The sequence below is a fragment of the Bacillus sp. AFS017336 genome (genome assembly GCF_002555445.1).
Lineage (GTDB): Bacteria > Bacillota > Bacilli > Bacillales > Bacillaceae_G > Gottfriedia.
The window spans coordinates 41,528-68,504 of sequence record NZ_NUCO01000030.1 but is presented as its reverse complement, the minus strand read 5'-3'; the positions used below and the strand labels follow the sequence as shown (position 1 = coordinate 68,504).

Genomic DNA, 26,977 nt, shown 5'->3' with positions numbered 1-26,977 from the left:
ACTAGTCTATATTCCTGTTGCCCACAATATTCTAGGGTCAATTTTACGAACTAACCGATACGCTATAGGTTTAAAACCATTTTTTGACCAAAATCTTGAGGATTCTAAGTTGGTTATTCTCCAATCAGTTTCGCAAAACTGATAGCCTTCCTTTTTAGCAAAAGTAAGTCCATGATCTAATAAGGCCGTGCTAACACCCTTACCACGGGAAGATTCGACCGTTGCTCCTACTACTAAACTAATACAAGATTCCGGCGTTAATAAATTCTCATCAGATGCTTCTGCCGATTCAAATACTTGAAAACCTACAATTTCATTTTGATAGAGTGCTAACCATAAAGTTGCAGTCTCATCATTAATTAACTCCGCATAACCCTCTTGGTAATCTTCTCTCTCTTCAATGAAACCTGGTGCAAATACTGGCGATTTCGCTTGGTGTTCCATAATGACAGTTGCCAATTCACGAATTCGTTTTTCATCTTCATTATTTGATACTCGAATTTGTACATCTGAAAAAACTCGATCCGTCGATACTGACAAATCACGTATAGCATGGACCTGTTCATAAGCAAACCCTAAATGAAGCCAAGCATCTAGTGCGGACTTATTTCCACTCGGTACCATTACGTAGTGATTAAAAGAGCCATTCTCAACCATTTTCCTAGCAAACTCTGCATATAATTCACGATATAATTCTGTACTTTCACTTTCCGCGATTGCCATACCTGCATACTTGACCCAAGTATGTCGCTCGCGATTTTTATCTGTATGGATTGATCCAATCATATAACCAACTAGCTTGGAATCATTTATTGCGGCGACGCCAAAGCTATTTTTTTCATTAAAAAGCACTTCAATAGCCTTTTTAGCAGTCTCAGTACCTTCGAATTTAGGTGACAATTCCGGGTTCATATTTCGGTCATACATATGACGGTTAGCCAAAAGACTAGCCGCTTCATCTAAATGTCTATTTTCAAACGCGATAAATTTCATCTCAAACCTCCCGAATAGTACATAAACTTTAACTAGTAATAGTGCGACTATTTTACTAATACTTTAATCTACATATAACTAGTTTCAATAAAAAGAGCATTACTTCCTGCTTATAGAAGATAATGCTCGCTTTCATCATGTTATTATTCAGAACAATCCTAATTTGGACTAAGTTTATTAATGAAATTCTAAAAACTCGACTTTATTTCCAAACGGATCATTAACGAAAAATCTAGTTCTACCTTCAATTGGTGGTTCTTCTTTAATTTCAAAGTTAAGTGTAATCAGTTGTTCTCTTAATGTCTCAATATTTGTAACAATTAATCCAGGATGTGCTTTTTTAGGCGGTACAAAGTCTTCTTGAATACTAATATGTATCTCTTGGTTTCCACAAATAAACCAACATCCACCTCTGCCCTTTAAATTTTTTGGCTTTGGCAATTCTTCCATGCCTAAAATGCCGCTATAAAATTTTCGAGCTTCTTCCTCGCCACCCTTTGGACAAACTAACTGAACATGGTCAATTCCTTTTATTTCAAATGCCATAAAAAACACCTCTCCTATTATAAAAGAATCTTTTTTATATCTTTAGATTACCAGAACTACCAAATAAGAAAAGCGTTACTTCTATTGAAGCAACGCTATTTTACTTATTTAAACTAATTTTAAACCATTTGTAATTAAATTCTTTAATGAATCCTCTATTCTTAATGCTTCTAATTCAGCTTTAAGTGGCTCCACAAGTTGAGCTAGTTTAGGATTAACTGTAGCAATTTCAAGTAATTCTAAACGTAATAACCAATCACTTTGGTGGTCGCGGTTAAGCTCACCATGAACAGCAATTAATTTAGAAATGCAGTCATCGCAGAAAGTATTCTTTTCTCTAATCACTCTAACTTCTTTATATAATTTTTCTAATTCAGTTAATGGTGCAGGTGTTTCCATTACGAATTCAATCTCTTTAATTGAATCACTGAAGTAAGATGTTGGGTCAGCCGCACCTGGGTATGCTGATACAACGCTTGAACCAACTCCCATATCAAATGTTCCCCACTCTTTTTTGAATAATTCTTTTCCTTCGTAAGTAACAGTGCAGTCTTCAAATGAAATTAATGCAATCTTTTCTTCATTCTTAATGATATTCACAACCCTACCGGAAGCGCTTACACCGCTTAAGAATTCTAAATCAACAAAGTTTCCTACAACAATACCTAAATTTTTAAGTGCTGCATCATCACATTCTTCTAACTTAATATCTCCTTTTAGAAGTCCGATTGGAGTACCAAATCCTTTAGCGTGGTAGTCTGTTCCGTGACCATCTAATTGTTTATTGTTAATTGATAGTGCTGTTGGACCAGTTGTATTAACGTAAATTGCTTCACCTTTTTCATCTTTTATGATCGCATGAACAATACCTGTTACACTTAATCCAGAATTAAATTCAAATGTAGCAACGCTTTTTGATTTATGAGCCTTATCTAAGCTTTCAGTACCACCAACGCGGAACGCCATAGTACTTGCTAATTCTTCTGCACCTTGCATTAGCTCATCAAAATCTTTACATACAAATAGTTGTGCTTGCATTTCAGTTATATTTTTCGGTTGTTCTGTAGCACCTTCAACAGAAAAAGGAAGTTTTTCTACTGCATCTGTAAAGCAATGTGTACTTTCACCTACTGATGATAATAAACCAGCACCATAAATTTTTGGATTATTTACTTCACCAATTAGACCATATTCAACTGTTCTCCAGAATACGCGTGAAATTTTTTCAGCTTCTGAAATTCCAACAATCGCTTTTTGTCTTTCTTCAACTAATTTTTGCGCAGCAGCTTTTTCTTCTGGAGTCGACTTTGGATCTTCCATTACAATCGTTAAACTTCGAACTGCTTCAAATAATTCTTGTTTTTCTTTCGTAGCAAATGCCTTTGCACCAATTGAGCCTATTTTTTGAACGTATTCTCTAAATACAGGATCAAATAAGATTGGCGCGTGTCCTGCAGCCTCATGAATAATATCTGGAGCAGGTGTATATTCTATATTCGTTATTTGTCTAATTTCAGTTGCGATTGGTAAAATACCATTAGCTAAAAGTTCAAAAAATGCTGCACCAGGAATTAATCCATTAACGATCCCTGCGCCCCAACCAATTTTTGATAAGCTCTCGTTCATTTCAGCTACATTTGGAATTTTTTCCGTTTCAATTCCAGACATCTTTAAGCCGTCTACAAATGCAGCATGTGCTTTATCTTTTAATGCATGATGATTTTGTCTCATAACATAACGCCATACCGCATGGTCAATCGGCGTGTATAGATCATAATTTTGCTCCGATAAGTATTGCTTCAAATGAGGTGGTATAATTTTTGTTTCAAAAGCTGCTTCTTTCATGTCATCAATTCCCCTTTTTTATAATTGTTTCACTTAAAAATCTATTACACTACTTTCTTAAAAATACCCGTTCTATCTATTCTTGCTAAAAGCTTTTTTGAGCATTTCTAAGCAAGTTTCCATCATTTATCCATTTCTACTTTTTCCAAGTTACTCCTTCTTTCTACAAAATCTTTTTTTATTCGGTAATTATAGTCATAATCAACCAAATACATCACCCCTTCCAATGGCTAGTGAGAAAGACGCGCTGCACTCACTCAGGCAATTAAAATATTTAAAAACATAAAAAAAATCCCTACTGTTTGCACAGTAGGGACGAACGGTTAATTCGCGGTACCACCCTAGTTATTAGCTGTATTAAATACATACTAATATCTTCATTTCATAACGGCTCTTCACCGTCTTCCCCTCACTATTCGTTTCGAAGAAGATGCTCGTGGATTGTAATTCGTGTCGTTTTTTGTACTGATTTGCACCAACCATCAGCTCTCTGTTACAGGGAAAACTTCACTACTAAATTCCATTCATTGCTTTTCGTTATTAAATTGTTCTTAAAAATAAAAAAGTCCCTACTGTTTGCACAGTAGGGACGAAATATTGTATTCGCGGTACCACCCTAAATTTATTAGTATTCAAAACGATACTAATATCTTCATTTCATAACGGCTCTTCACCGTCTTCCCCTCACTATTCGTTTCGAAGAAGATGCTCTAGGACTGTAATTCATGTGTTTTATGTACTGGTTTGCAGCTACCACCAGCTCTCTGTTACAGGGAAAACTCCACTACTAAATTTCCTATCATTGCTTTTCGTCATTCAATTAATACATACTTTATTCCTATTTCTCATAAATGTCAACACTTTTTACACTTATTTTTTCGAGCGATTTATTATTCAGATATAATTTTAATCTTAACCTCTAGAAAAATATAATCGTAATCATCTATTTTCCCTTCCAAACTTAACGAAAAAATTGAACTTCAATTATAATAAAAGCTTAATTCATCCAAATGATTTTTTACATAGAATTGCTAGATGGATCCTATAGATTCTAAAGCAAAATAATTTTAATAGAGACAAAGCTGTTTTCATCTTTATTGTTTATATTTCTTACAATCGAAACTCACACTTATTTTAATTAGTTACATCTTTTAAAGAAGTATTGAAAGCGATGTTATATTAGTAAAACTTACTCTTAGCACACGTAATAACTTCCCTAATGAACGGTTCTTTTTTCTTTGTATACGTTTGACGGTCAAATTGAAATTCCTTCGCGAGATTCTTTTTAAGATTCATATATTCTTCTGCAATTTTAGGATTTTCTCTTAAGTAATCTCTAAACAATAATTTTTCAATCCATTCATTACTTTTGAATTCACAAATATGTAAATGAACTGTCCCTTGTCCCCATTCTCCTTTTCTAAGGAATCTTCTATCTGTTAATTCAGGCTTGGGGACATATTCATAATCAACTGTGCTTAATGGTTTTATTAGTGCATCAACTTCATCTAATTGATCGATTCCAATCATAATATCTATGATTGGTTTTGCTCCTAAACCTTTTACTGACGTACTTCCAATATGTTCGATTTGAATTTGTTGACCTGATAATACAGATAAAACTTTCCTCTTTTCTTCTTCAAATTGCAATTCCCAATTAGGATCATAATTTTTTAATATCACATTTGGACTTGTCACTTCATCTCATCTTCCTCATTAAATTTTTATCAATTCTCTATCTTTCATTTTATTCATATTGACAATCTTTTTATATAAAATATAATTAATTTATAATATGTTAACCATGAAAATAAATAAGTTAACATAAAGAGAGGGAGATTTTAGTAATGCAACAAGAAAGATTAAAAATGCTTATTAATTCAGCTTTATTTGCAGCAATTATTGGTATTCTATCTCAAGTATCTATTCCTTTGCCTTTTTCTCCTGTTCCAATCACGGGACAAACATTAGCAATCGGCTTAGCGGCTACGATTTTAGGTAAAAAATACGGAACAATCTCGTTACTTCTTTATTTAGCGCTTGGCGCAATCGGAATTCCGGTTTTCGCAGGAGGTGCTGCGGGATTTGGGGTACTAGTCGGTTCAACTGGTGGTTATTTAATTGGATTTATTCCAACTATTTTTATCATCGCTTACTTTATTGAAAAAACAAAGTTCACAGTATTAAATGCAATGATTGCAAACACGATCGGAATGTTTGTTACATTAATTTTTGGTACTGTCTGGTTAAAAATAGCAGCTTCTCTAAGCTGGCACGACGCAATGGTTTTTGGTTTTTATCCATTCATTATTCTAGGATTAGTTAAAGCCTATGTTGCATCTGCACTAGGTGTTATGATCGGTAAACGTTTAGTAAAAGCAAATTTACTAAAACGTGATGAAATTTCAGCATAATATAGAAAAAGCTCATTCGTTGAAATGAGCTTTTTTTATATTCTTAATTCATTCCCATTGTATTATTACTACGTTTACCGATCAAATCGTAGATGAACTTTATCAATTTTAAAACGAAATAACCTAATATTCCACCGAGTGTATTTAAGATTAAATCATCAACATCAAAGCTACCTAGGGCAAATAACAATTGAAGTATTTCATAAGTTAAACTTAAAATGAACGTCGTTTTTAGAATTGACTTAAAGTTAAAATACTTCTTAAGGATTAAAGGAAGAATAAAACCAAAGGGCATAAAGCCGATAATGTTACCAGCCAAATTATTAATTCTAATATCTAAGTTGATATCTGCTAAAAACAAGTAAAAAATGATTGTTTTAAATGGAATAAGGTTATTAAAACTCCACCAATTCTCTCTAATTAAGCTAAAATCCAATTGACTTATTACTTGTGTAACCGGTGTATACTTGAAAAGAATATTTTGCGTCAAAATCATCAAATAGAAACAGAATAATAGAATTAAGATTGTCTTTATCAATTTATACATATGTTTAAATCTCCACACCATTTTTTTATTAAACATACCATAATTATCCAATTTTGAGTTGTTTTATTTTCGAACCTTTTTTGCCGTGTACTAAAAAACCACTCAATTAAATGAGTGGCTACTAATGTGGAAGATCAACAGATTTAACGATTGATCGATCTCCTTTTTGTTGGACTGTAACAATGAAATCACTTTCATTATTGAATTTATCCATTTGTCTCTCTGGAATATAAAAACGACTTAAATTATGGTTAAGGACTATTTTTTTGCCGTCCTCTCCATCATCATATGAATATTGAATGGTTGCTTTAATATATTTTGCATGTGTTGGGCGATGATCCGATGCATAGTTAAATACGTATATACTATTTTGATGATCCTCTTTAAAAACGATATAAGCTGCCTTCCCATCTTTCGGTTCTGATTTTCCCTGCCAATCTTTCATATTAATCGTATCGAAGCTGTATGTCAGGGATGCATAGTGACCTAATAATGGTTCTATCGGATCTAAACTTTTTGATTCGATTTTAAAAGTTTCAGCCGACTGTTTAAAGTACATAATATTTCCAATCAAAGTTAGTAATAGAACAAACTGGATAAGTGAAAGAAGAAGTAACTTTTTCTTATTTTGCATGTTCATCACCTCTTGCTTTTTTCGATTGAAGAAATACCAGATATAAAGCAATTGCAAGGATGATAAATACAATTGATTTGCTTATAAATGAAACAGCTAATCCCGTGTAAATGCCAATTACAAGAGCTGCAAATGTTATAAATCCTATAATGATACTGCCTCTTTCGTGACCTGAAACGCCATTAAATAAACGGATACATGAATAAGCAAATAAGATCAAAACTCCTACAATCATATTGGCTAATTTATCTTGAACACCTAAAATTGGTAATAAAAATATAAATAAGAAAATCCATAGCTGATTTTTCATAGCCACATTATTCTTCCACTTTTTGTATGCAGTGTAGATTGCTAGTATAAGGATTAACAGAATAATAGCATCAAATAATGGCACTGCTACCGGCTTCAAAAACCCATATGAAAATTCCTTTTGTAACTCATGAGCTACATCATACAATCCCCCAAATGTTGTAGTGAAATAGGTGAAGAACCATACAAAAATCGTAAATACTGGCAGGAGTACATAGTCAATTACTCCGCGTTCATTCAAATACCAAAGAATAAAAACGACTAGAATAATAGGTATAAAATATTGGCGATTTGAAATTGTCTGGAAAAACATAATGATGATATAACCTAGAAACGAATAATTAAAGCTTACACTCCAACGATTCTTCATGATTTTCAAGAAATATATTGAGCAAAGCAACAATGGAATTTGAAGTAGATAAACATGTACAGTATCTATTCCTGCACTATAGCTCAAGCTAAAAAATCCAATTCCTAAAAACAGATAATAAAACATATCGTGCTTTAGGACATAGTAATAAAGAAACGCAAGCATAGTCCACGTAATAAGAAATACTGGACTATCACTAGAAAATTGATACATTTGTACAATTAAAACAAATGCACATGCATACCCAATCGCATTAATAAAATTTAAACAATGTCCAAACAACTCTTTGCCTTTTTGATAACTTATAAATGCTACTGCATGGAAAACAAAAAGCGTTACAAAAATAATAACTAATCTCATAGTTTGACTATATTCATTCCAATTACTACCCACAAGTGCTAGAATCGCGAATGCTACAAGTAAAGCAATTAAAAATGGCACTATATTCCCTAAAAATGATTGCTTCTCAACCTTGCCTTGATGCCTTTCGTAGTCAAGTATTCGATTTAATGAATCATCATCTAGTAAATTGAGCTTGTGCCACTCCTTTAACTTTTGTTCTAATTTACTCATTAACTCCCCCCTTTAGTAGTAGCTCTTAAAGCCACTTCTTTTATTATTATAATTTATCAAGAAAGCATTAATTACCTTTATATTTTAAAAATTTGTCTCTTAATCTACACAATATTTTAATTAAACGTTTGTTTAATTCATTATTTCTTTTACTATGGCTTAAGAAATTGACTTTAATAATTAGCATCGTATTGTCCCCTCTTGGCTATTATGATAGTCTGTTGATAAATTCGATCAGTTTAATCACTTACCAAATAATTCAAAAAGGAGGTTTTTTATTGTTTAAAATCATGATTGTAGAAGATGATGAAAAAATTCGCAAAATCGTCTCCGAAACGTTGAAGAAGTGGCAATACGAGGTGATTGAAGTAACAAACTTTGAACAAGTCCTTTTAGAGTTTGAGAATACTCAACCTCACCTTGTTTTATTGGATATTAACCTCCCTACTTTAGACGGATTTTATTGGTGCCAACGGATTAGAACAGCCTCTAAGGTTCCAATTATATTCCTTTCATCTAGAACTCAAAATATGGACGTTATAATGGCAATTAATATGGGCGGCGACGACTTTGTTCAAAAGCCATTTGATTTAGGTGTTTTAGTTGCGAAGGTTAGTGCGCTATTAAGAAGAAATTATACATATCAAGATGAGAGCAATACGAATCTCACTCATCGTAATCTACAATTCAATTTAAATAATTCAACAGTTGCTTATATGAAAAATTCAACTGAGCTATCAAGAAACGAATTTATTATTCTCCAAATTATGATGCGTAATATTGGTAAAATCGTGTCCAGAGATGATTTAATGCAGGCGCTTTGGAATGATGACCAATTCATAGATGATAATACATTGACTGTCAACGTTAATCGATTACGACGAAAAATCTCCTCACTTGGGCTTGATGATTTTATTCATACTCGCAAAGGTCAAGGATATATCATATGAAGAAGTTTTTACTGTTCCTTAAGTTTGAAAAATCATATTTGTTTCTATACTTTATAAGCAACATCATCTTTGTCGCTTTACTTACAACCGACCCTTCCATTTCATTTCGGTGGGATACATTCATTTATGCCTTTGCACTGAATATACTCATTTTTATAGCCTTTCTTCTATATCGCTTTCAGAAAAATAGTCAGGCGATACGTCATATAGATGAAGAGGATTATGAAAACCTGTCATTTGAAGGGGTCTTCTATGAACAATATATTGAAGAACTAAAGCGCAATCACATTAGAACAATCAATGATGTTCAAGCTAAGCAAAAAGAATATCATGATTATATTGTCTCTTGGTTTCACGAGATAAAAACACCTATCTCTGTATTACGATTGATGCAACAAACTGACTTCGAGCCTAAAAGTTTAATAGAAGAAATTACTAAGATTGAGCAATATGTTGACCAAGCACTTTACTATGCTAAGCTCGATAACTTTAATCAAGACTATGAAATTAAAAATTGCAACTTAGATCGGCTCGTTAAAGATACTTTGAAAACCCACTCTAAAGCCTTTTTTGCTAAAAAAATTCGTTTAAACTTGTCCATAGAACCTACAATTATCCAAAGCGATTCAAAATGGTTACAATTCATCTTAAACCAACTAATTACGAATAGTTTGAAGTATACGAACGAAAACGGAGAAATAGCAATCTCCACAAATGAAACACAGCAGGAAAAGCTTTTAATCATCGAAGATAATGGTGTCGGAATTAAACAAGAGGACTTACCGCGTATATTCAATCGTGGCTTTACTGGAACAAATGGACGCATTTTCACTAAATCCACTGGTATGGGTTTATATTTAGCCCAAGAGCTATCAAATAAATTGGGGCATTTTATTACTTGTACTTCAGAAGAAAATATCTATACTCAATTTGTCATCCACTTTCCAAAAAATATTGACCCATTTTGGGCTACAAAGAAAAACTCTTTAGCACATAATAAAGGAGCTCCCCTTTAAGTCGGACAAATCGACGAACGGGAGCTCCTTTTATTAGCCTATTCTGTTAGTTTGTTGATTAGTGGAAGAATCTCGAAATTTAATTGGGAAGCTACCTCTTCTGATTAACGATCTTATAATAAATACTCGTCGAAGATAAATAAAACAATATATAGATCAATGTATATGAAATTAATACACCTATTATAATGCTAGTGAGCCCAGGAAAGCCCTTCACTGAATCTAACATATAATATTTTAATATTAGCCAGCTATGCATTACTCCTAGTAGTAATGGAGGCATGAAAACAAATAATAATTGCTTTCTTATTACACTCTTTATAATATTATTTGTCGTACCGATTTTACGTAATATTGCATATAATCTTTGCTCTTCTGTAGCTTCACGTAATTGCTTAAAATAAATAACGCTCGCCAAAGCAAATAATGCAATAATGGCTAAGAAACAAGCCGAAAACAGAACTAAAGATGAGCTTTCAATTTGTTTTGAATACACATCAGCAAATGAGGAGTAATACGCATTGGGCGTTTTTGTTACAATTGCATGTATCTTTTTGGAAAGCTCTTCAGCATTTTTCACGTCTTTAATTTGATAAATTTCAAATCCCTGCTTAACCGATTGTTTTTTTATATTACCGTAGGCCTCATTTGAAATAATTAGTATCGAAGGTTTTATTATCATTGATTTACCCGGATCTGTTCCCCACCCAAGCAACGCATAGTCTTTTTTTTCTACTAGATTAAAGGTTTGGTCTTGTTTAGTTGTAATCGTAAATTTCGGCTGATGGTCTACAGGATATACTTTTGGAAAGTCTGATCCTTGAGATAGTGAAACAGCTTCCATCCCTTTCAAATGAACTTTTTCTTTTTTACCATGCATCGTTACAATTTTATTATAATCCTTCTCTGAAAATAGCAGGATTTCTTTCGTAAAATATTGAGGGTTTTCAAAAGCAATTGCTCTGTTTGATTTGGTTTTTGAAACTAATCCTTCTATTTGTTTGTATTCTTCAATAGGATGGTTTGAATTTTTTATCATTTGATGAATATGATTGCTTGTATTTTTATCGATTGTTTGGAAAGCAATATCATTAGGTAAGTTGATTCCAACAGCTTCAAATTGCACTTTATAATTAATTGTAACAAATCCGATTAACAAGATTAGTACTGCACTAAATAGCGTAATAAATGTTAGGTTTAACGTATTACTTCTAATTTGAAATCTTAATGATGAAACCCAAAGGACTGTATTTCCTTCATAAAACCTTTTTCTATTAGAAAAAACTTGTAATAGCCAACCGGTAAACTGGCGAAAAAATAAATATGTTCCACCTATTAAACCAATTGTTACAGTGATTGAAGTAAAACTTACATGTTCCTTCCAAAAAACTGATTCTTTTCCGCTAGTAATGAGATAGACAGCTATTCCTAGCAATACGATTGATAAAATCGCAAAAAAAGGTGAAGATTTAAATGTTTTTTCTTTTTTTGATTGTGCATGGAATAGTTCAACGATTTGAACTCTGCGAATCATAAAAAAGCTTTGAATGCTAATAATGATCGCTAGTAAAATAAACAAACCAACTGTTGAGGCAATCGCTTCAATCGGAAAATTCAATGAAATGACTTCATTGTATTTCATTAAATTCATTAATAACATTCCGAAGAATTTAGATAATAAGCCCCCAATTAACATCCCAATTACAAGAGAAATCCCACCGATAAAAAGATTTTCATAAAATATCATAAGTGTGATTTGAGCTTCACTCATCCCATACAATAAATACATTCCGAATTCTTTCTTTCGCTGTTTCATAAAAAATGAATTTGAATACAAAATGAAAAAAATAATGAATAAGAAAATAACAACCGTTGCAATGCTGACGCCAGTTTTGAAACTTTCTTTGTTTTTAAGTGCATTAATAATGTCATCGTTATACATTAAAGCCGAAAACGTAAATTGAATAATCACTCCGATAATCATTGAAACTAAATAAATTGTATATAAGCGAAAGTTTCGTTTTATATTCCGACTTGTTAACTCTAGGAGGTTCATTTTAATTCCCTCCCATAATACTTTGTGTGTCTAAAATTCGATCGTAAAACGTCCTTTGCTCTTGATTACCTCTATATAGTTCATTCACAATACTTCCATCTCGAAGAAAAATCACTCGCTTACAATGGCTAGCAGCATAAGGGTCATGTGTGACCATTAAAATAGTCGTTTGAAATAATTCATTCAAATTGACTAGTTGTTCTAACAGTTGCGTTGCCGATCGCGAGTCAAGTGCTCCCGTCGGCTCATCCGCAAATACAATAGCCGGATTCGTAATAATAGCTCTAGCAGAAGCTGCTCTTTGTTTTTGACCACCAGAAATTTCATAAGGATATTTTTGTAATATATCTTCAATATTTAGAGCACTAACTATTGGACCAAGTCGCTTTTCCATCTCTTCAATCGAGAATTTTCGTAATGAAAGAGGTAGCAAAATGTTTTCTTTTACATTTAAAGTATCTAACAAATTATAATCTTGGAAGATGAATCCCATATGTTCTTGTCTAAATTTGCGCAAAGTTTTCTTATTTAAATCTAATAGAGACTGTTCATTTAACCAAACATCCCCACCTGATAATTGATCAATTGTTGATAAAACATTCATTAATGTTGATTTCCCTGACCCTGATGGCCCCATAATGGCTGTAAATTCAGCTAGCTGAATTGTTAAATCAATATTTTTTAATACGGTTGTTTTACCGTAGTTTTTTGATAAATTTTTAGCTTGGATTACAGTTTTCATGATTATTACCTCCTGTTCATGTTAACTATAAACTGACCATAAGATGTAAACCATCGATTTAACATGAACTAAAGTGACGATTTTGTCACATTGTAAACTGTATGCAAATCTAATTTTCCATAAATATTTGATTATTAATCCAATTAATGAGAAAAGATTTTTTCAAACAAAAAAACAGCCCTATTTCTAGGACCGTTTCTTCATCTATTATACCGGATAAACACCATGCTTTTTCGTAGCAGGAGTTTCATACGACTCTGAATAATATGCAAAACGTTTAATAAGCTCTGCACGTAGTTCTTCTGGTTGGATGACTACATCTACTACTAGCTCAGATGCTAAGCGGTAAATATCGATATCCTCAGCGTACTCTTTACGTTTTTCTTGGATAAAGGCAGCTTGTTCTTCTTTTGGTAAACTTGCGATTTTTTTCGCGTATACAGCATTTACTGCTGCTTCAGGACCCATTACAGCGATTTGAGCAGATGGGAATGCAATTACACAATCCGTTTCAAATGCAGGGCCTGCCATTGCGTAAAGTCCAGCACCGTAGGCTTTACGAGCAATTACAGAAATTTTTGGAACCGATGCATTACTCATACTATAAAGCATTTTTGCACCATGACGGATAATTCCAGCACGCTCTACTTTTGTACCAATCATGAATCCAGGTACATCCATTAAGAATAGTAAAGGAATATGGAACGCATCACATAAATTAATAAATTTAGCTGCCTTGTCAGCTGAATCGTGGAATAATACGCCACCTTTAACTCTTGGTTGGTTAGCGACAACTCCTACGCTACGGCCATCTAATCTAGCAAAACCAGTTACTAGTTCAGGAGCAAATAGCTTTTTAATTTCGAAGAATGAATCTTCATCAACTACTCGGTCAATAAATTCATAAATTGAAAATGGTACGTTTTGATTACTTGGAATAATTTCTGATAAAGATTTCTCCTTTTGTACAGGATTTTTAGCCTCAACAACAGGAGCCCCTTGTTTGAAATTAGTTGGTAAGTAAGATAAATAGTCTTTTAACTTAGAAATCGCTTCCTCTTCTGACTCACATAATACATCTCCACAGCCTGAAACTGAACAGTGCATTCTAGCTCCACCCATTTCTTCGAGTGTAACTTTTTCACCAATTACCATTTCAGCCATACGAGGTGAACCTAAGTACATTGAAGAGTTGCCTTCAACCATAAATACAGCATCACAAAATGCAGGAATATAAGCTCCACCTGCAGCAGATGGTCCAAATAATAAGCAAATTTGAGGTACTTGACCTGATAGCTTAATTTGGTTGTTGAATATACGTCCAGCACCACGTCTACCTGGGAACATGAATACTTGATCAGTAATACGAGCTCCTGCAGAGTCTACTAAGTAAACAAGAGGTACTAGCATTTTTAAACAAGTTTCTTGAATACGGATAATTTTCTCAACTGTTTTTTCGCCCCATGAACCAGCTTTTACAGTTGAATCATTTGCCATTACACAAACAGTACGGCCATTAATTTTACCGATTCCTGTTACAATGCCATCCGCTGGAAATTCATCATTCATACAGTTCGCAAAGAAACCATCCTCTACAAAACTGTCTTTATCTAAAAGTTGATTAATTCTTTCTCTTGCAAAGAGCTTACCAATTTTGGCATTGCTCTCATGATATTTTTCTTTCCCACCAGAAAGTATTTGTTCTTTTCGAGCTTGATATGTTGCTTCGTTTGACATGCAATTACTCTCCTTTATATTGCGGCTTACGCTTTTCTTGAAATGCTACTAAACCTTCCATACGGTCGTTTGTATGCAATAATGTTTCGTATTCATATGTTTCTAATCTTAACCCTAAATCTAAAGGAAGATCGAAACCACGTTGAATAGCCTTTTTTGCAGCACGAATTGCAAGTGGACCTTTACTTGCAATTGTTTCACACATTTCAAGCGCCTTATTTTGTAATTCATCTATTTCAACAACATGTTCTAAAATGCCATAACCTTCAGCCTCATCTGCACTTAAGCGTTTGCCAGTAAAGATTAGTTCTTTTGCTCTTCCAAGGCCAATTAAACGTGGAAGTCTTTGCGTACCACCAGCACCTGGAATAATAGCTAAAGATGTTTCTGGTAAACCGACAATTGCCTCTTTATGTGCAATTCTTATGTCACAGGCTAAAGCAAGCTCTAGTCCTCCACCTAAGGCAACACCGTTGATTGCAGCGATTGTTGGCATTGGTAATCTTTCAACCTTTTCAAAAAGTGTCCCGATTTTTTCAACAGTCTCTCGAGCCTCACTCTCAGTCATGCCTCTTCTTTCTTTTAAATCAGCACCACTACAGAAATAAGATGATCCACTACCTGTAAATACTACAGCGCGTATAGATGATTTCTTTAACTCTTCCATTTGGCTATGAAGAGCATCTAATAACTCACGTGATAACGAATTAGCTGCATTTGTACGATTTAAAGTAAGAATTCTAATGTGACCGATATCACTCACTAATAAACTTGATTCCATTTAAATACTCTCCTTTGAACCATTCCATACTGAAAATAGCTTACTAACTGGTGTTAAGTTCATTTGTTCAGAGATATATGAAGTAGCTTGATGAAGTTTCTTTTCATCAATATTAGTTGAAATACCTAAATTATGAAGTAATGAAACAACATCTTCAGTAGCTACATTGCCACTAGCTCCTGGTGCGTAAGGACATCCACCAAGCCCACCATTTGAAGAATCAAATTTTTCTATACCAAATTGTAGAGAAGTATATAGATTTGCAATCGCACGACCATATGTATCATGGAAGTGCATAGCAATTCGTTCAACTGGTACTTCTTTAACAAGATTTTCTAAAAAATCATTCACTTGAAGTGGGTTAGCAATTCCAATTGTGTCTCCTAAAGAGATTTCATCTACGCCACATTCAAGTAATTGGTTTGCAAGATTGATAACCTTCAATTGGTCTACAGCACCCTCATATGGACAACCAAATACAGTTGAAATATAGGCTCTAGTAGTCTTTTTATTGTTTTTACATTCTGTAATCATTGAGCGAATATCGTTCATTGAATGTTCGATACTCGCGTTCTTGTTTTTTAAATTATGTGTTTCGCTAGCAGATACAAAGAAATTAATTTCATCTGCATCTACTTCAAATGCGCTCATTAAACCTCTTTTATTAGGAACTAGAGCTGCATAAGTAACCCCATCTTTTTTCTTAAGCTTTGTAAACAAATCTACAGAGTCACTTAACTGAGGAATCCAGTCAGGTCTCACAAATGAAGAAACTTCAATATAAGATAAACCACTATTAACTAATAAATTTATCCATTCAAGCTTCTGCTCAGTTGAAACAAACTGTTTTTCATTTTGTAAACCATCGCGTGGTCCTACTTCTCTTATAAGAGCCGATTGAGGTAGCTTCATCATTTTTACTCCTAACCTAATTTTTCAACTTGGATTAAAGAGTCGCCTTCATTTACAAAATCGCCTTCGTTTACGAATACATTTACTACCTTACATTTATAAGGAGCAGTATGTGGGATTTCCATTTTCATAGATTCTAAGATTACATAATCTTGATCACTACTAATTTCGTCTCCTACAGATACAAGACATTTCCATACGCTTCCAGCCATCATTGCAGTTAAGTTTTCCATATTTAATTACCTCATTTCACTTTTTGATATTCACTAATAAAACTTGTTGTATAGTCGCCTTCTTGGAATGCATTCGTTGAAAGAATATCAATCAAAAATGGCACATTTGTTTTAATGCCTTCAATTTCTACATTTTTAAGATAATTGTGCAGTTGAATTACTGCTTCTTTTCTTGTATTTGCTGTAACAATTACTTTCGCTAATAACGGATCATAAAATGGTGATACTACCCATCCATCATATAGATGTGTATCAATACGTATACCAATCTCCTCTGGGAATTTACTATGTTGAACTGTTCCTGGAGATGGGAAGAATGTTTTAGGGTCTTCAGCATAAACCCTCACTTCAATCGAATGACCATTCATTTCGACATGAGTAGGACGCATTGGAAGTGTTTCACCAAATGTAATGCGGAATTGCCATTCAACTAAATCAATTCCTGTAATTCCTTCTGTTACACCGTGCTCAACTTGTAATCTTGTATTCATTTCTAAGAAATAAATATTTTCTTTTTCATCAACTAAAAATTCAATTGTTCCTACGTTTACATACTTCATTTGATTAGCAATTGTAAGAGCATATTCCTCAAGCTTTTTTCTACCTTGAGGAGAAAGGAATGGTGATGGTGCTTCCTCAACAACCTTTTGGTTTCTTCTTTGAATTGAACAATCTCTTTCAAATAAGAAAACAGCATTGCCATGAGTATCAGCAGCAACTTGTGCTTCAATATGTCTTGGTTTAATAATCGCTTTTTCAATGAATACATCATCATTCGCAAAAAATTGAAGAGCTCTCGTTTGTGTTGTTAAAAATTCTTTTTCAAGCTGTGCTTCGTTTTCAATTAGCTTCATGCCAATTCCGCCGCCGCCACTAGAAGCTTTTAACATAACAGGATAACCAATTTGTTCTGCAATTTCTTTTGCCTCTTCAACAGATTGAATTGGATGAGAATTCCCTTTAATTACTGGAATGTTTAATTGCTCCATTATTTGTCTTGCTCTAATTTTTTCACCCATCATCTCTAAATGCTCAGGCTTAGGACCAACAAATAAGATGCCTGCTTCCTTACATTTTTTAGCAAAATCGCTATTTTCTGATAAGAAGCCATATCCTGGGTGAATGGCTGTTACATTATTCTCTTTTGCAATTTTTATAATTAAATCTGCGTTTAAATACGTATCTTTTGTATGATTTCCTTTTAAAGAAAAAGCTTCATCACTTAACTTAACGTGCAAACTTTCTTTATCAGCATCTGAATAAACTGCCACAGTTTGATAACGAAGTTTTTTACATGTTTCAATAATTCTACATGCGATTTCCCCACGGTTTGCAATAAGTATTTTGATCATATTCTCGCTCCTTATCGGCATCCTAATTGACGTGCGATTACTATACGTTGAATTTCTGAAGTACCTTCACCAATTTCAAGTAACTTAGCATCACGAACTAAACGCTCAATACCATATTCCTTCATATAGCCATATCCACCATGAATTTGTAATGATTCATTCGCAATTTTGGAAGCGATTTCAGATGCGTATAACTTAGCGAACGCCGCTTCTTTCGTGAACGGTTTTCCATTATCTTTTAACCATGCTGCTTTATGCACCATGTTTCGTGCTAATTCAACTCCCATAGCCATATCAGCTAACTTAAACTGAATAGCTTGGAAACTTGATAAAGGTTGTTTAAATTGCTTACGTTCTTTAGCATATGCTAATGCTTTATCAAGAGCTTTTTGTGCAATACCTACAGCAAGTGCTGCGATTGAAATTCTTCCACCATCTAATGTATATAAGAATTGGCCAAAACCTTTATCAGGATTACCAAGAATGTTTTCTTTTGGAACACGTACCCCATCTAATACAATTTGAGTCGTATTAGAAGCACGAACACCCATCTTGTCATAAGGATCTGTAATTGTTAATCCTTCTGAGTCAGTTGGTACGATAAACGCACAAATATTTTTCTTTCCTTTTTCGTCAATCGAAGTATAAGCAGTTACGATGATTGTGTTAGAATATTGAGCATTTGTAATCCAGCATTTTTCACCAGTAATCACATACTCGTCACCTTCTAAAACTGCTTTTGTTTGAGTTCCACCAGCATCAGAACCTGCATTTGGTTCTGTTAAACCGAAAGCACCAAGTGTTTTTCCTTGCGCCATTGGAACTAAATATTTTTGCTTTTGTTCTTCTGTACCAAAATAGTAAATAGGAGAAGCACCTAATGAACAAGTTGCCGCAAAGCTTAAACCTGTTCCTCCACATGCACGCCCAATTTCCTCTACAGCTAACGCATAACTAATTGTATCGCCACCGCTACCGCCGTATTCTTCAGGGAACGGAATACCTAATAAACCTAATTCACCCATTTTTTTGAACGTTTCAATCGGGAATTTACTATCACGATCAAGCTCTTCTGCAAAAGGCTCAATTTCCTTCGCTGCGAAATCTCGTACCATTTCTTGAATCATTTGCTGTTCTTTAGATAATAAAAAATCCATGTGTTAGTCACTCTCCTTTTAATATTTAGGTACGTTTTAAAAAACGTAAGAATGTCTCCAACTGCGCAAATAGCAGTGGAGTCCTTATAGTTCATGTATAAGAAATAAATATTTTAGTCCTACAATTGATAATATTCGATATATTCTACCATTTCCCTTTATTGTCCTTTCGACAAATTGAGACAAAAGTGACAGGAGTTAGGATAAGAGTGAGTGCGACTCAAAAGTACAAATAAATGTAGAACTGCAAATAAGCCATAGAAAAGTGCAAATAAGAAACTCGTTCGTGCAAATAAGCGAAAATGTCCTGCAAATAAACGGCGTACTGCAAATAAAATTAGCAAAACTGCAATTAAAATGGCTAAAACTGCAATTAAAATCAGTGAAACTGCAAATAAGATAAAATATTACCCATACCGGTTATGGTATTCACACTAAATATTGGACAATCGTTACTCCATTTAAATAGAAAACCATCAAAATTGCTCTAACCTTAGATAAATCAACTAAATAACCGCTATAAGACTGCAAATTATCTATAAAAAACGACAAAGGTCCTTCGGGATATCCCTTTTCTATGTTCAAACTACACAGCATTAATAGAAAAACAAAAAAGGCATACCCCCAATCACAGAGGTACGCCCCACATCATCAATTATTAATATCCAATAAAATCTTCCCAGTGCTTTGTCTACTTTCTATTAATCTATGAGCACTAGCAGCATCTTCTAACCAAAAATGGTGCCCGATTTTGATGTTTAAAAGTCCTTCATTGATATATTTAAATACTTGTTCCGCTGTTTCCTTCAAGATTTCTGGTCTTTCTTTCCTTGTTGTCCCTAAACTAAAACCAAGGACTGATCGACAGCTCGAATGTAACTCACTTGTTTTAAAATGACCAACTTCTCCGCTTGAATTGCCGAAGTGAACAAGGCGTCCGTATTTCGCTAAGCAATCTATGCTTTGTTCTGAAATTCTACCAGCGACCGAATCTAATATGATATTGGCCCCTATTCCGTCCGTTAACTCATTTACTTTCTCTGCAAAGTTTTCTTTTTCATAGCAAATCACATGATCTGCCCCAGCATTTAGAGCATACTCTATTTTCTGTTGACTTCCCACTGTACCGATAACTTTACCGGCCCCTAATATCTTTGCTATTTGAATAGCAGTCGTACCTACACCGCCAGCAGCAGAATGAATTAGAACAGTTTCTCCTTTTTCAATTCTCGCTAAATCAGCTAACAACTTATATGAAAGAAACGAAACGGTAGGACATGCTGCAGCTATATCAAATCCAACTGTTTCAGGTAACAGGAACGTTAGATTTTCATTTGCAACTACATATTCAGCGTATGAACCGCCAATTGGAAAAGCAGCAACTCTTTGACCAACTTTAAATTGTTTCACATCAGCTCCAACAGCTTCAATAGTTCCAGCGGCATCTAGGCCAGGGATAAATGGGAACTTTCCTTTACCTTTTTTTCCATATCTTGCTTTTACATCTGCAAAATTCACACTGGCTTTTTCTACTTTAATTAACACTTGATTAGAGCTAATTTTTGGTAATTCAAGATCAACAAACTTTAATACATCTGGAGTTCCGAACTCTGTCACAACAACTGCTTTCACAATCTCCACCTCACTTATGATCACTACTTTTATTTTATCTGTAAGAATGAAGTCTCGGAAAATAACAATTTATTATGACTTCCAATAAGTCAGGCTTATTAATTTCATTGCTATTGTAAAGTTCTGAACATCATCTCGAATATATCGCTCATATTTATTTTAGAATTTTCCTTGTTCATTGTATTTTGAACCCGTAAACCATACATAAACGTTAGAAATAAATTAGCCATTTTTTCTGCATCAACTGATAAAGGAATCGCACCCTCTTCCTGCCCTACTTTGATCCATTTTGTTGACGTAGCTAGACTATGCAAATAGACATCCTTTAGGATTTCTTCAACCTTCTGATTATCCACGCGACTTAGTAAATAAATAAAAATTTTAGTCGTTACATCCTGTTCCGTAGAGTGTTTAGCCACGCCACTGGCAACTACTTTCAGTGGGTCATTAATTCCTATTGTTTCTTTCTGTGATACGACTTCCAAAAATTTTGTATCGACTTGCCCAATACGCGCTTTCATAATCAGTCCAAACAATTCATCTTTTCCAGTAACATAATGATAAATGGCACCTTTAGAAAGTCCTGTTCGATCAATAATATCCTGCATTGTTGTTTTTCTACAGCCTTTTTCTTCGATGAGCTTTTCTGTAATTGATAAGATCAATTGAAAACTTGAATTTAGCTGCGAATTTTCTTTCATGTTTACCTCCTATGCAAAACAATTAATGATGATACCAATCTATTAAATTAATTATTATTTAGTTGTTTTTCCATACAATAGTAGTGATTCTTTCGTAATGGAAACTCTATAGTCCCTCTTTTAACATACCCATACTTTGTATACAGCCCCACTGCTTCGTCATTTGTAGAATAGACATCCAATCTAATACTTGTATAGCCTCTTTGTATTGCCAATTGTTCCACGTACTCTAAAAGTAATTTTCCGATTCCCCTGCCCTGGTAATTAGGGCGTACCGCAAGTCGGTGTATGCAAGCTGGGTTTCCATTTTTGTCATCCCAATCTATTTGTTCATATTTTTCACTTTGTAATTCATCGAGTACAACAGTTCCAATTACGACATGATTGTCTATTATTCCATATATATTTTGATTAGTAATATCATCTTGGATAACAAACAGATTTGGGTAAAATAGATCCCATTGATCATTTTGATTGCTGCGCAAATGCTTCGTCACGGTTTTATACAGATTCAAAACGTCTTTTTGATAATTCTTTTGAATTGGAATAATGTCCATCTTAACTCTCCTTATCAAGATTACTTAGTAATCTGTAATTTAATTTCTTGAAGCTTTTTTGCCGACTTTCTTCTATACATAACAGTCCATAAAATTGCAGCACCTATAAATCCGTAAAGGACATAATTTGAGAAAAGTAGATATCTTTCCGTTGATAGATCATAAACCATAATGACTCGCACGACTGCTTCAGATAACAGCATAATTCCCCATACAAGCGTCATTAATCGCATAACAAAACGAAAATATTTAATATTCCAGTTTTCAGCAAAACGATTATTTTGGATAAATCGCATTCCTAAATAAAACATGATAGGTCGTTTAAATAATAGAGATACTAAAAAGATTATTCCGACCGAAGCCGTAATTAATGATTCTCTTACAAGCAAAACCTTTTCACTACCACCTAGAAAGACTAAAAAAAGAGTTAGAATAAGTGAAAAAAGCATTAACCCTCCAAAAGCATCGAGCCTTTTATGCTTCCATAAATGAACTACATTATCAACTAAAGGAATTAAAGTGGCAATTGAAAGAGCTAAAATACTGCTCATATAATCTGATAACACAACATAAATAACCCAAGGTAAAATACCGTTAATTACTAATGTGAAAATGACATACATTCTTTTAGACATAAAATCATCCCTTTAAACTTATTTTTTATATAGAGAATATTGGTACGAATGATGTTTTATTTTTTTTAGCTATTTTAGAAAGACCGACTGTTGGTTTGTTTTTTTATAAGAGTATATTATGTACCGACCGTCGGTATGTTAATGAAAAATAATATTTTTTTGAGAATAGGCTCCTAATGCAATTTTTTTTACTAAACTTAGAATCTTTATGAATTTTTCCATCTTACAAATCATTTAACTTTGAAAAAACAAAAAAAGGCATCTATCCATCAAATAACGATGAAATAGACACCCTAGTAATTTACTATTTATTAACCAGCACACTTAAATGCTTAGCAGCAGATTTAATATCTTCTTTCCCTAAAATCGCGGAAACAATTGCAACACCATCAATTTTTGATTCCATTAATTCAGAAACGTTTTCTTCATTAATACCACCGATGCCTACGATTGGAATCTTTACTGCCTCGCGTATTCTTCGTAGTTCATCAAGTGTTAAGTACTTTGCATCTAGTTTTGTACTAGTTGGATACATTGAACCAATACCTACATAGTCTGCACCTTGTTCCTGTGCAATCATTGCTTCTTCTAATGTTGATGCAGATACACCGATAATCATGTCTTCGCCAACAATTTTTCTAGCCACTGTTAAAGGTAAATCTTCTTGGCCGATATGCAGGCCATCAGCTTTAATTGACAATGCGATATCTAAGCGATCATTTATAATCAATGGTACATTATATTTTGAAGTAACTTCTTTTACTTGCATAGCAACTTGATAGAAATCCAGACTGCTACAGTTCTTTTCTCTTATTTGAACGATTGTTGTTCCGCCTTGAATTGCTTCCTCAACAGATTGAACAAGGTCTCTTGAACCTAGTACATCACGGTCAGTTACTAAGTAAAGCTTATAATCGATTTTGTTTTTTGTTATAGCCATTCGATTTTACCTCCTGTTAGAAGTGTATCAACTGAAACTTTAGATACTTCGTCAAATAAATTTACTCTAAATGTACCGATAGCTTGTTCTTCAGTTAAACGAGCCTTAGCAAGTTCCCCGCAAAGACCCATTGTAGTGATACCCGATACCGCTGCAAGGAAATAATCATTTGTTGTACCAGCATAAGTTCCGATTAATGATGTAGTCATACATCCAGTACCAGTTACATCGGCTAGCATTTTATCTCCATTTGATATTGTGCATACTCGGTCCTGTTCTGCAACAACATCCACTGCACCCGTGATTGCTACTACTGATCCTAATTTCGCTGAAAGTGATTTTGCAATTTCGACACCATCTTCTTCATCAGCTACAGAGTCTACACCTTTAATTTGAACGTTTAAGCCGGCAATCATTTTAATTTCTGACATATTTCCACGTACTACAGCAAAACGTACTTCTTTCAATAATCTTGCAGTTGTTTCTGTGCGTAGAGTCGTTGCCCCAACTCCTACAGGATCCAAAATAACAGGTACACCTAATTGATTAGCTTTTTTACCTGCTTGAATCATTGATTGGATAGTTCTCTCATTTAACGTACCGATATTAATAACAAGAGCTGAAGCAAATGATACCATTTCCTCTACTTCGGCTAAATCATCTGCCATAACTGGTGACCCACCTAGTGCTAATACCATGTTTGCACAGTCATTTACCGTTACATAATTCGTAATATGATGAACTAAAGGCTTTTTCTCTTTTACACTTGCAATTAATTGACTCATTTCATTCATAGTTAACATTTTTTTCTCCCCCTATTTGCTTTCGAATAAGTTTATTTAATATAAATTGAACGACAATATAAATAACACAAATTAAAATCATACTCGGAACGGTAGCCCCAAGGAATAAATCTAATTGAACAAACTTGCGATAAATGAAAACTCCTAAAATCCATGTAATAAACGCTAACCAGTCAATTTTTAAGGATTTACTTATACTTGTTCTTTTTAGAATAAAGTAATCTGTTAATAAAATTGCGTACAACGGTGCAAAGAATGACCCAATTGTATATAAGAATCCTTCATATTTTTCAATTGGGAAAATCACCGCTAATATTGTTCCGATTGCCGTAACGATCAGCGCTATATGTTTTCCATTTAGTTTTGGAAAAATGGTTGTAACTGATATCCCAGCTGAATAAGCATCCATGAAAGTTGTTGTAACAGTCGCTAAAACAACGATACCAACTGCGAATAGGCCTAAATTTGCACTCATTAAAACAGCTACTGGATCTACTTCATTAAATGCTAACGCTGCCCCTAGTCCAATAATATACATCCATGAACTTCCAAACATATAACCTATGAAACTACCAATTGCCCCGTCTTTTGTAGTTTTCGCGAATCGAGTATAGTCACTAATTAATGGGATCCACGATAATGGCATAATGACTGATAATTCAACTGCTTCGCCAAAAGATAATCCTGATGTACTTGGTTGAGTAAGAATATTATCGCTTTTAAAAATAACAAAGCATAATACAATCGTTAAAACGAATAGTAAACAAACTGCTATACTATTAAGTTTTTTTGAAGCATTTTGTCCAAAGTACAACCAGATTGCTATTAGCACTCCGATTACTAAACACCAAACCCAAAGGTGATTAAAATGATAGTCATTTTTTGTAACGATATTGATTGAACGAGCTCCTGTTAAGATCATAATGGCCGTCCAGCCAAGCAACTGTAATACATTTAAAATTGAAAACAAGTAACTACCATAGCTACCAAATGAAATTTTTGTAGATTCCATTGCAGATAATCTTTGCTGAGACCCAATTACACCACCTAAAACAAGTAAAAGTGTTCCTATTAAATGTCCTACTAAAATAGCAGTTAAACCTTTAGTAAAACCTAATGGAGCCACTAATGCCCCCGTCATGATTTCCGCTACTGATACCGCAGCACCAAACCAAAGCGTCGTAAAATTCCACTTTGTCATTTTTGCATTTTGATTAGACATGTTGAACTCCTGCCTTTTCATACAATGAGTAGAAGTGATGGACAGGACCTACCCCTTTTCCGATTGAGAAGGAATGTTGAATCGCTAATGTTATATAGTTTTTTGCTTCTCTAATTGCCTCATTTAATTCAAGTTCATTTGCTAAATTAGATGTAATTGCTGAAGATAAAGTACATCCAGTACCATGGGTATTAATTGTATTGATTCTAACGCTATTAAAACTAGTAAACTCCTCACCATTAAAGCAAATATCCGTTGCTTCACCTTCTAGATGTCCACCTTTTACAAGGACATTTTTTGCACCTAATGAATGAATTTGTATAGCAGCTTCTTTCATTTCTTCAATCGTCGTAATTTTTCTTCCAGTAATAACTTCTGCCTCAGGAAGATTCGGTGTGATAACAGTTGCTAACGGAATCAATTCTTGAATTAAAGCTTCCTTAGCATCTGGACTTAATAAGTCAAATCCGCTCTTAGAAACCATAACTGGATCAACTACAATATGCTTTGGTTTATATTGCTTTAGTTTTTCAGCTATCACTTTAATCGTATCGATTTGTGATACCATACCAATTTTTACTGCATCTACTTCGATATCCGTAAATATTGCATCTAATTGACTCGCAATAATCTCTGGTGTCATATCTTGAACCGCAAAAACTCCTTGCGTATTTTGAGCAGTTACTGCTGTTATTACACTCATTCCAAAAACACCATGAGCTGAAAACGTCTTTAAATCTGCTTGAATTCCAGCACCACCACTTGAATCAGATCCGGCTATTGTTAATACTTTCTTCAATGTTCTTCCCCCTATTTAATGAATAGAACTCTTTTGATCTTACAGATAGAAGATGAAACTTGATTTTAAATACAAAAAAGCACAAATCCCATAAGGACTTGTGCTCGAACAAATCAATGTTATGAATACAAAAATGTATTCTACCGTTCACTTTCCTACGCTGGCATTATCCAGATCAGGTTAAAGGGTCAAAGACTATTCGTGTCTCAATCTCAGCCGACCATTTACGGCACCCCTAGTACTATTCAATTATTTAAATTAATTACTTTATCATCTTAATTAATACTTATACTTTATTCAAGTATTTAGACCAGTTTACTTTAAATTTTATCTTTAAAGAACACTCTACTATTATTTTGAATAATTAGCTGTATCACAATTTGAACTACAAGTTTTTGCGATTGAACAAGAGCCACATTTACCTTTTTTTGTTTTCTTTACATATCGTAAAAGTGTCCACCCTGCATATCCAAAAATAAGAGCTCCTATTAAAATATTGACAACCATAAGTAGATACCCCT

Annotated in this window: 27 protein-coding genes, 1 riboswitch and 2 other annotated features; of the genes, 3 read left to right on the top strand and 24 right to left on the bottom strand. The window is 33.8% G+C overall.

Features of this window, described 5'->3' with window-relative positions:
* Positions 1-6: 6 nt before the first annotated feature.
* The 4 genes from CN601_RS17935 to CN601_RS17920 form a co-directional block, all read right to left on the bottom strand.
* Positions 7-993 carry a GNAT family N-acetyltransferase gene (locus CN601_RS17935; RefSeq protein WP_098171835.1) on the bottom strand — a complete coding sequence of 329 codons (987 nt, stop codon included), beginning with the start codon at positions 991-993 and terminating at the stop codon, positions 7-9.
* A 177-nt stretch (positions 994-1,170) separates the two neighbouring features.
* The gene (locus CN601_RS17930) at positions 1,171-1,539 is read right to left on the bottom strand and encodes a VOC family protein (protein WP_098171834.1); all 369 of its coding nucleotides are present in this window, start codon (positions 1,537-1,539) and stop codon (positions 1,171-1,173) included.
* A gap of 108 nt (positions 1,540-1,647) precedes the next feature.
* Positions 1,648-3,384 (bottom strand): aromatic amino acid hydroxylase, encoded by a 1,737-nt coding sequence (locus CN601_RS17925; protein WP_098171833.1) that lies wholly within the window; start codon positions 3,382-3,384, stop codon positions 1,648-1,650.
* A gap of 308 nt (positions 3,385-3,692) precedes the next feature.
* Positions 3,693-3,921: a binding site (T-box leader), on the bottom strand.
* 45 nt (positions 3,922-3,966) lie between these two features.
* Positions 3,967-4,196, bottom strand: a binding site (T-box leader).
* Between the two features lie 367 nt (positions 4,197-4,563).
* Entirely contained in the window at positions 4,564-5,082 is a 519-nt protein-coding gene (locus tag CN601_RS17920) for a GrpB family protein (RefSeq protein WP_098171832.1), read from the bottom strand.
* A 149-nt stretch (positions 5,083-5,231) separates the two neighbouring features.
* On the opposite strand from CN601_RS17920, the gene CN601_RS17915 reads away from it, so the two are divergent.
* Positions 5,232-5,798 (top strand): biotin transporter BioY, encoded by a 567-nt coding sequence (locus CN601_RS17915; RefSeq protein WP_098171831.1) that lies wholly within the window; start codon positions 5,232-5,234, stop codon positions 5,796-5,798.
* 43 nt (positions 5,799-5,841) lie between these two features.
* Here the strand turns inward: CN601_RS17915 and CN601_RS17910 are convergent, their stop codons facing one another.
* From CN601_RS17910 to CN601_RS17900, 3 genes are all read right to left on the bottom strand, one after another.
* Positions 5,842-6,345: a VanZ family protein gene (locus CN601_RS17910; RefSeq protein WP_098171830.1), complete on the bottom strand. Its 504-nt coding sequence runs from the start codon at positions 6,343-6,345 to the stop codon at positions 5,842-5,844.
* 121 nt (positions 6,346-6,466) lie between these two features.
* Entirely contained in the window at positions 6,467-6,979 is a 513-nt protein-coding gene (locus tag CN601_RS17905) for a GDYXXLXY domain-containing protein (protein ID WP_179865598.1), read from the bottom strand.
* Positions 6,969-8,231, bottom strand: a complete 1,263-nt coding sequence (locus CN601_RS17900; protein WP_098171828.1) for a DUF2157 domain-containing protein — start codon at positions 8,229-8,231, stop codon at positions 6,969-6,971. The genes CN601_RS17905 and CN601_RS17900 overlap by 11 nt, the downstream gene beginning before the upstream one ends.
* Positions 8,232-8,509: 278 nt before the next feature.
* Here CN601_RS17900 and CN601_RS17895 point away from each other — a divergent pair, with 278 nt between their 5' ends.
* Together CN601_RS17895 and CN601_RS17890 are read left to right on the top strand one after the other, a co-directional pair.
* On the top strand, positions 8,510-9,181 hold the full coding sequence (locus CN601_RS17895) for a response regulator transcription factor (protein ID WP_098171827.1): 672 nt from the start codon (positions 8,510-8,512) through the stop codon (positions 9,179-9,181).
* A complete protein-coding gene (locus tag CN601_RS17890) occupies positions 9,178-10,197 on the top strand; it encodes a sensor histidine kinase (RefSeq protein ID WP_098171826.1) in 1,020 nt (339 codons plus the stop codon). Before CN601_RS17895 ends, CN601_RS17890 begins: the two co-directional genes overlap by 4 nt.
* 91 nt (positions 10,198-10,288) lie before the next feature.
* On the opposite strand, the gene CN601_RS17885 is transcribed toward CN601_RS17890, so the two are convergent.
* The 17 genes from CN601_RS17885 to CN601_RS17805 all read right to left on the bottom strand — a co-directional run bounded on the left by CN601_RS17885 (position 10,289) and on the right by CN601_RS17805 (position 26,963).
* Positions 10,289-12,253, bottom strand: a complete 1,965-nt coding sequence (locus CN601_RS17885) for an FtsX-like permease family protein (protein ID WP_098171825.1) — start codon at positions 12,251-12,253, stop codon at positions 10,289-10,291.
* Position 12,254: 1 nt separating this feature from the next.
* Positions 12,255-12,995, bottom strand: coding sequence for an ABC transporter ATP-binding protein (locus CN601_RS17880; protein WP_098171824.1), 741 nt, complete (start codon positions 12,993-12,995; stop codon positions 12,255-12,257).
* A gap of 207 nt (positions 12,996-13,202) precedes the next feature.
* Positions 13,203-14,732 (bottom strand): acyl-CoA carboxylase subunit beta, encoded by a 1,530-nt coding sequence (locus CN601_RS17875; protein WP_098171823.1) that lies wholly within the window; start codon positions 14,730-14,732, stop codon positions 13,203-13,205.
* Between the two features lie 4 nt (positions 14,733-14,736).
* Entirely contained in the window at positions 14,737-15,513 is a 777-nt protein-coding gene (locus tag CN601_RS17870; RefSeq protein WP_098171822.1) for an enoyl-CoA hydratase-related protein, read from the bottom strand.
* Positions 15,514-16,425, bottom strand: coding sequence for a hydroxymethylglutaryl-CoA lyase (locus CN601_RS17865; RefSeq protein ID WP_098171821.1), 912 nt, complete (start codon positions 16,423-16,425; stop codon positions 15,514-15,516).
* A gap of 11 nt (positions 16,426-16,436) precedes the next feature.
* On the bottom strand, positions 16,437-16,658 hold the full coding sequence (locus tag CN601_RS17860; protein WP_056469678.1) for an acetyl-CoA carboxylase biotin carboxyl carrier protein subunit: 222 nt from the start codon (positions 16,656-16,658) through the stop codon (positions 16,437-16,439).
* An 11-nt stretch (positions 16,659-16,669) separates the two neighbouring features.
* Complete coding sequence (locus CN601_RS17855) at positions 16,670-18,010, bottom strand: acetyl-CoA carboxylase biotin carboxylase subunit (RefSeq protein ID WP_098171820.1); 1,341 nt, start codon at positions 18,008-18,010, stop codon at positions 16,670-16,672.
* Positions 18,011-18,021: 11 nt separating this feature from the next.
* Complete coding sequence (locus CN601_RS17850; RefSeq protein WP_098118772.1) at positions 18,022-19,167, bottom strand: acyl-CoA dehydrogenase family protein; 1,146 nt, start codon at positions 19,165-19,167, stop codon at positions 18,022-18,024.
* A 651-nt stretch (positions 19,168-19,818) separates the two neighbouring features.
* Positions 19,819-20,799 (bottom strand): quinone oxidoreductase family protein, encoded by a 981-nt coding sequence (locus tag CN601_RS17845; RefSeq protein ID WP_098171819.1) that lies wholly within the window; start codon positions 20,797-20,799, stop codon positions 19,819-19,821.
* 110 nt (positions 20,800-20,909) lie between these two features.
* A complete protein-coding gene (locus tag CN601_RS17840; RefSeq protein WP_098171818.1) occupies positions 20,910-21,500 on the bottom strand; it encodes a TetR/AcrR family transcriptional regulator in 591 nt (196 codons plus the stop codon).
* Between the two features lie 47 nt (positions 21,501-21,547).
* Positions 21,548-22,057, bottom strand: a complete 510-nt coding sequence (locus tag CN601_RS17835; protein ID WP_098171817.1) for a GNAT family N-acetyltransferase — start codon at positions 22,055-22,057, stop codon at positions 21,548-21,550.
* Between the two features lie 20 nt (positions 22,058-22,077).
* Positions 22,078-22,692, bottom strand: coding sequence for a VC0807 family protein (locus CN601_RS17830; protein WP_098171816.1), 615 nt, complete (start codon positions 22,690-22,692; stop codon positions 22,078-22,080).
* 304 nt (positions 22,693-22,996) lie between these two features.
* Positions 22,997-23,632, bottom strand: a complete 636-nt coding sequence (gene thiE / locus CN601_RS17825) for a thiamine phosphate synthase (RefSeq protein ID WP_098171815.1) — start codon at positions 23,630-23,632, stop codon at positions 22,997-22,999.
* The gene (gene thiM / locus CN601_RS17820) at positions 23,623-24,435 is read right to left on the bottom strand and encodes a hydroxyethylthiazole kinase (protein WP_098118780.1); all 813 of its coding nucleotides are present in this window, start codon (positions 24,433-24,435) and stop codon (positions 23,623-23,625) included. The genes thiE and thiM overlap by 10 nt, the downstream gene beginning before the upstream one ends.
* On the bottom strand, positions 24,419-25,657 hold the full coding sequence (cytX, locus tag CN601_RS17815; RefSeq protein WP_098171814.1) for a putative hydroxymethylpyrimidine transporter CytX: 1,239 nt from the start codon (positions 25,655-25,657) through the stop codon (positions 24,419-24,421). The genes thiM and cytX overlap by 17 nt, the downstream gene beginning before the upstream one ends.
* Positions 25,650-26,456 carry a bifunctional hydroxymethylpyrimidine kinase/phosphomethylpyrimidine kinase gene (gene thiD, locus CN601_RS17810; protein WP_098118782.1) on the bottom strand — a complete coding sequence of 269 codons (807 nt, stop codon included), beginning with the start codon at positions 26,454-26,456 and terminating at the stop codon, positions 25,650-25,652. Before thiD ends, cytX begins: the two co-directional genes overlap by 8 nt.
* A gap of 135 nt (positions 26,457-26,591) precedes the next feature.
* Positions 26,592-26,703: riboswitch (TPP riboswitch) on the bottom strand.
* A gap of 104 nt (positions 26,704-26,807) precedes the next feature.
* Complete coding sequence (locus CN601_RS17805; RefSeq protein ID WP_098118783.1) at positions 26,808-26,963, bottom strand: FeoB-associated Cys-rich membrane protein; 156 nt, start codon at positions 26,961-26,963, stop codon at positions 26,808-26,810.
* Between the last annotated feature and the right edge of the window lie 14 nt (positions 26,964-26,977).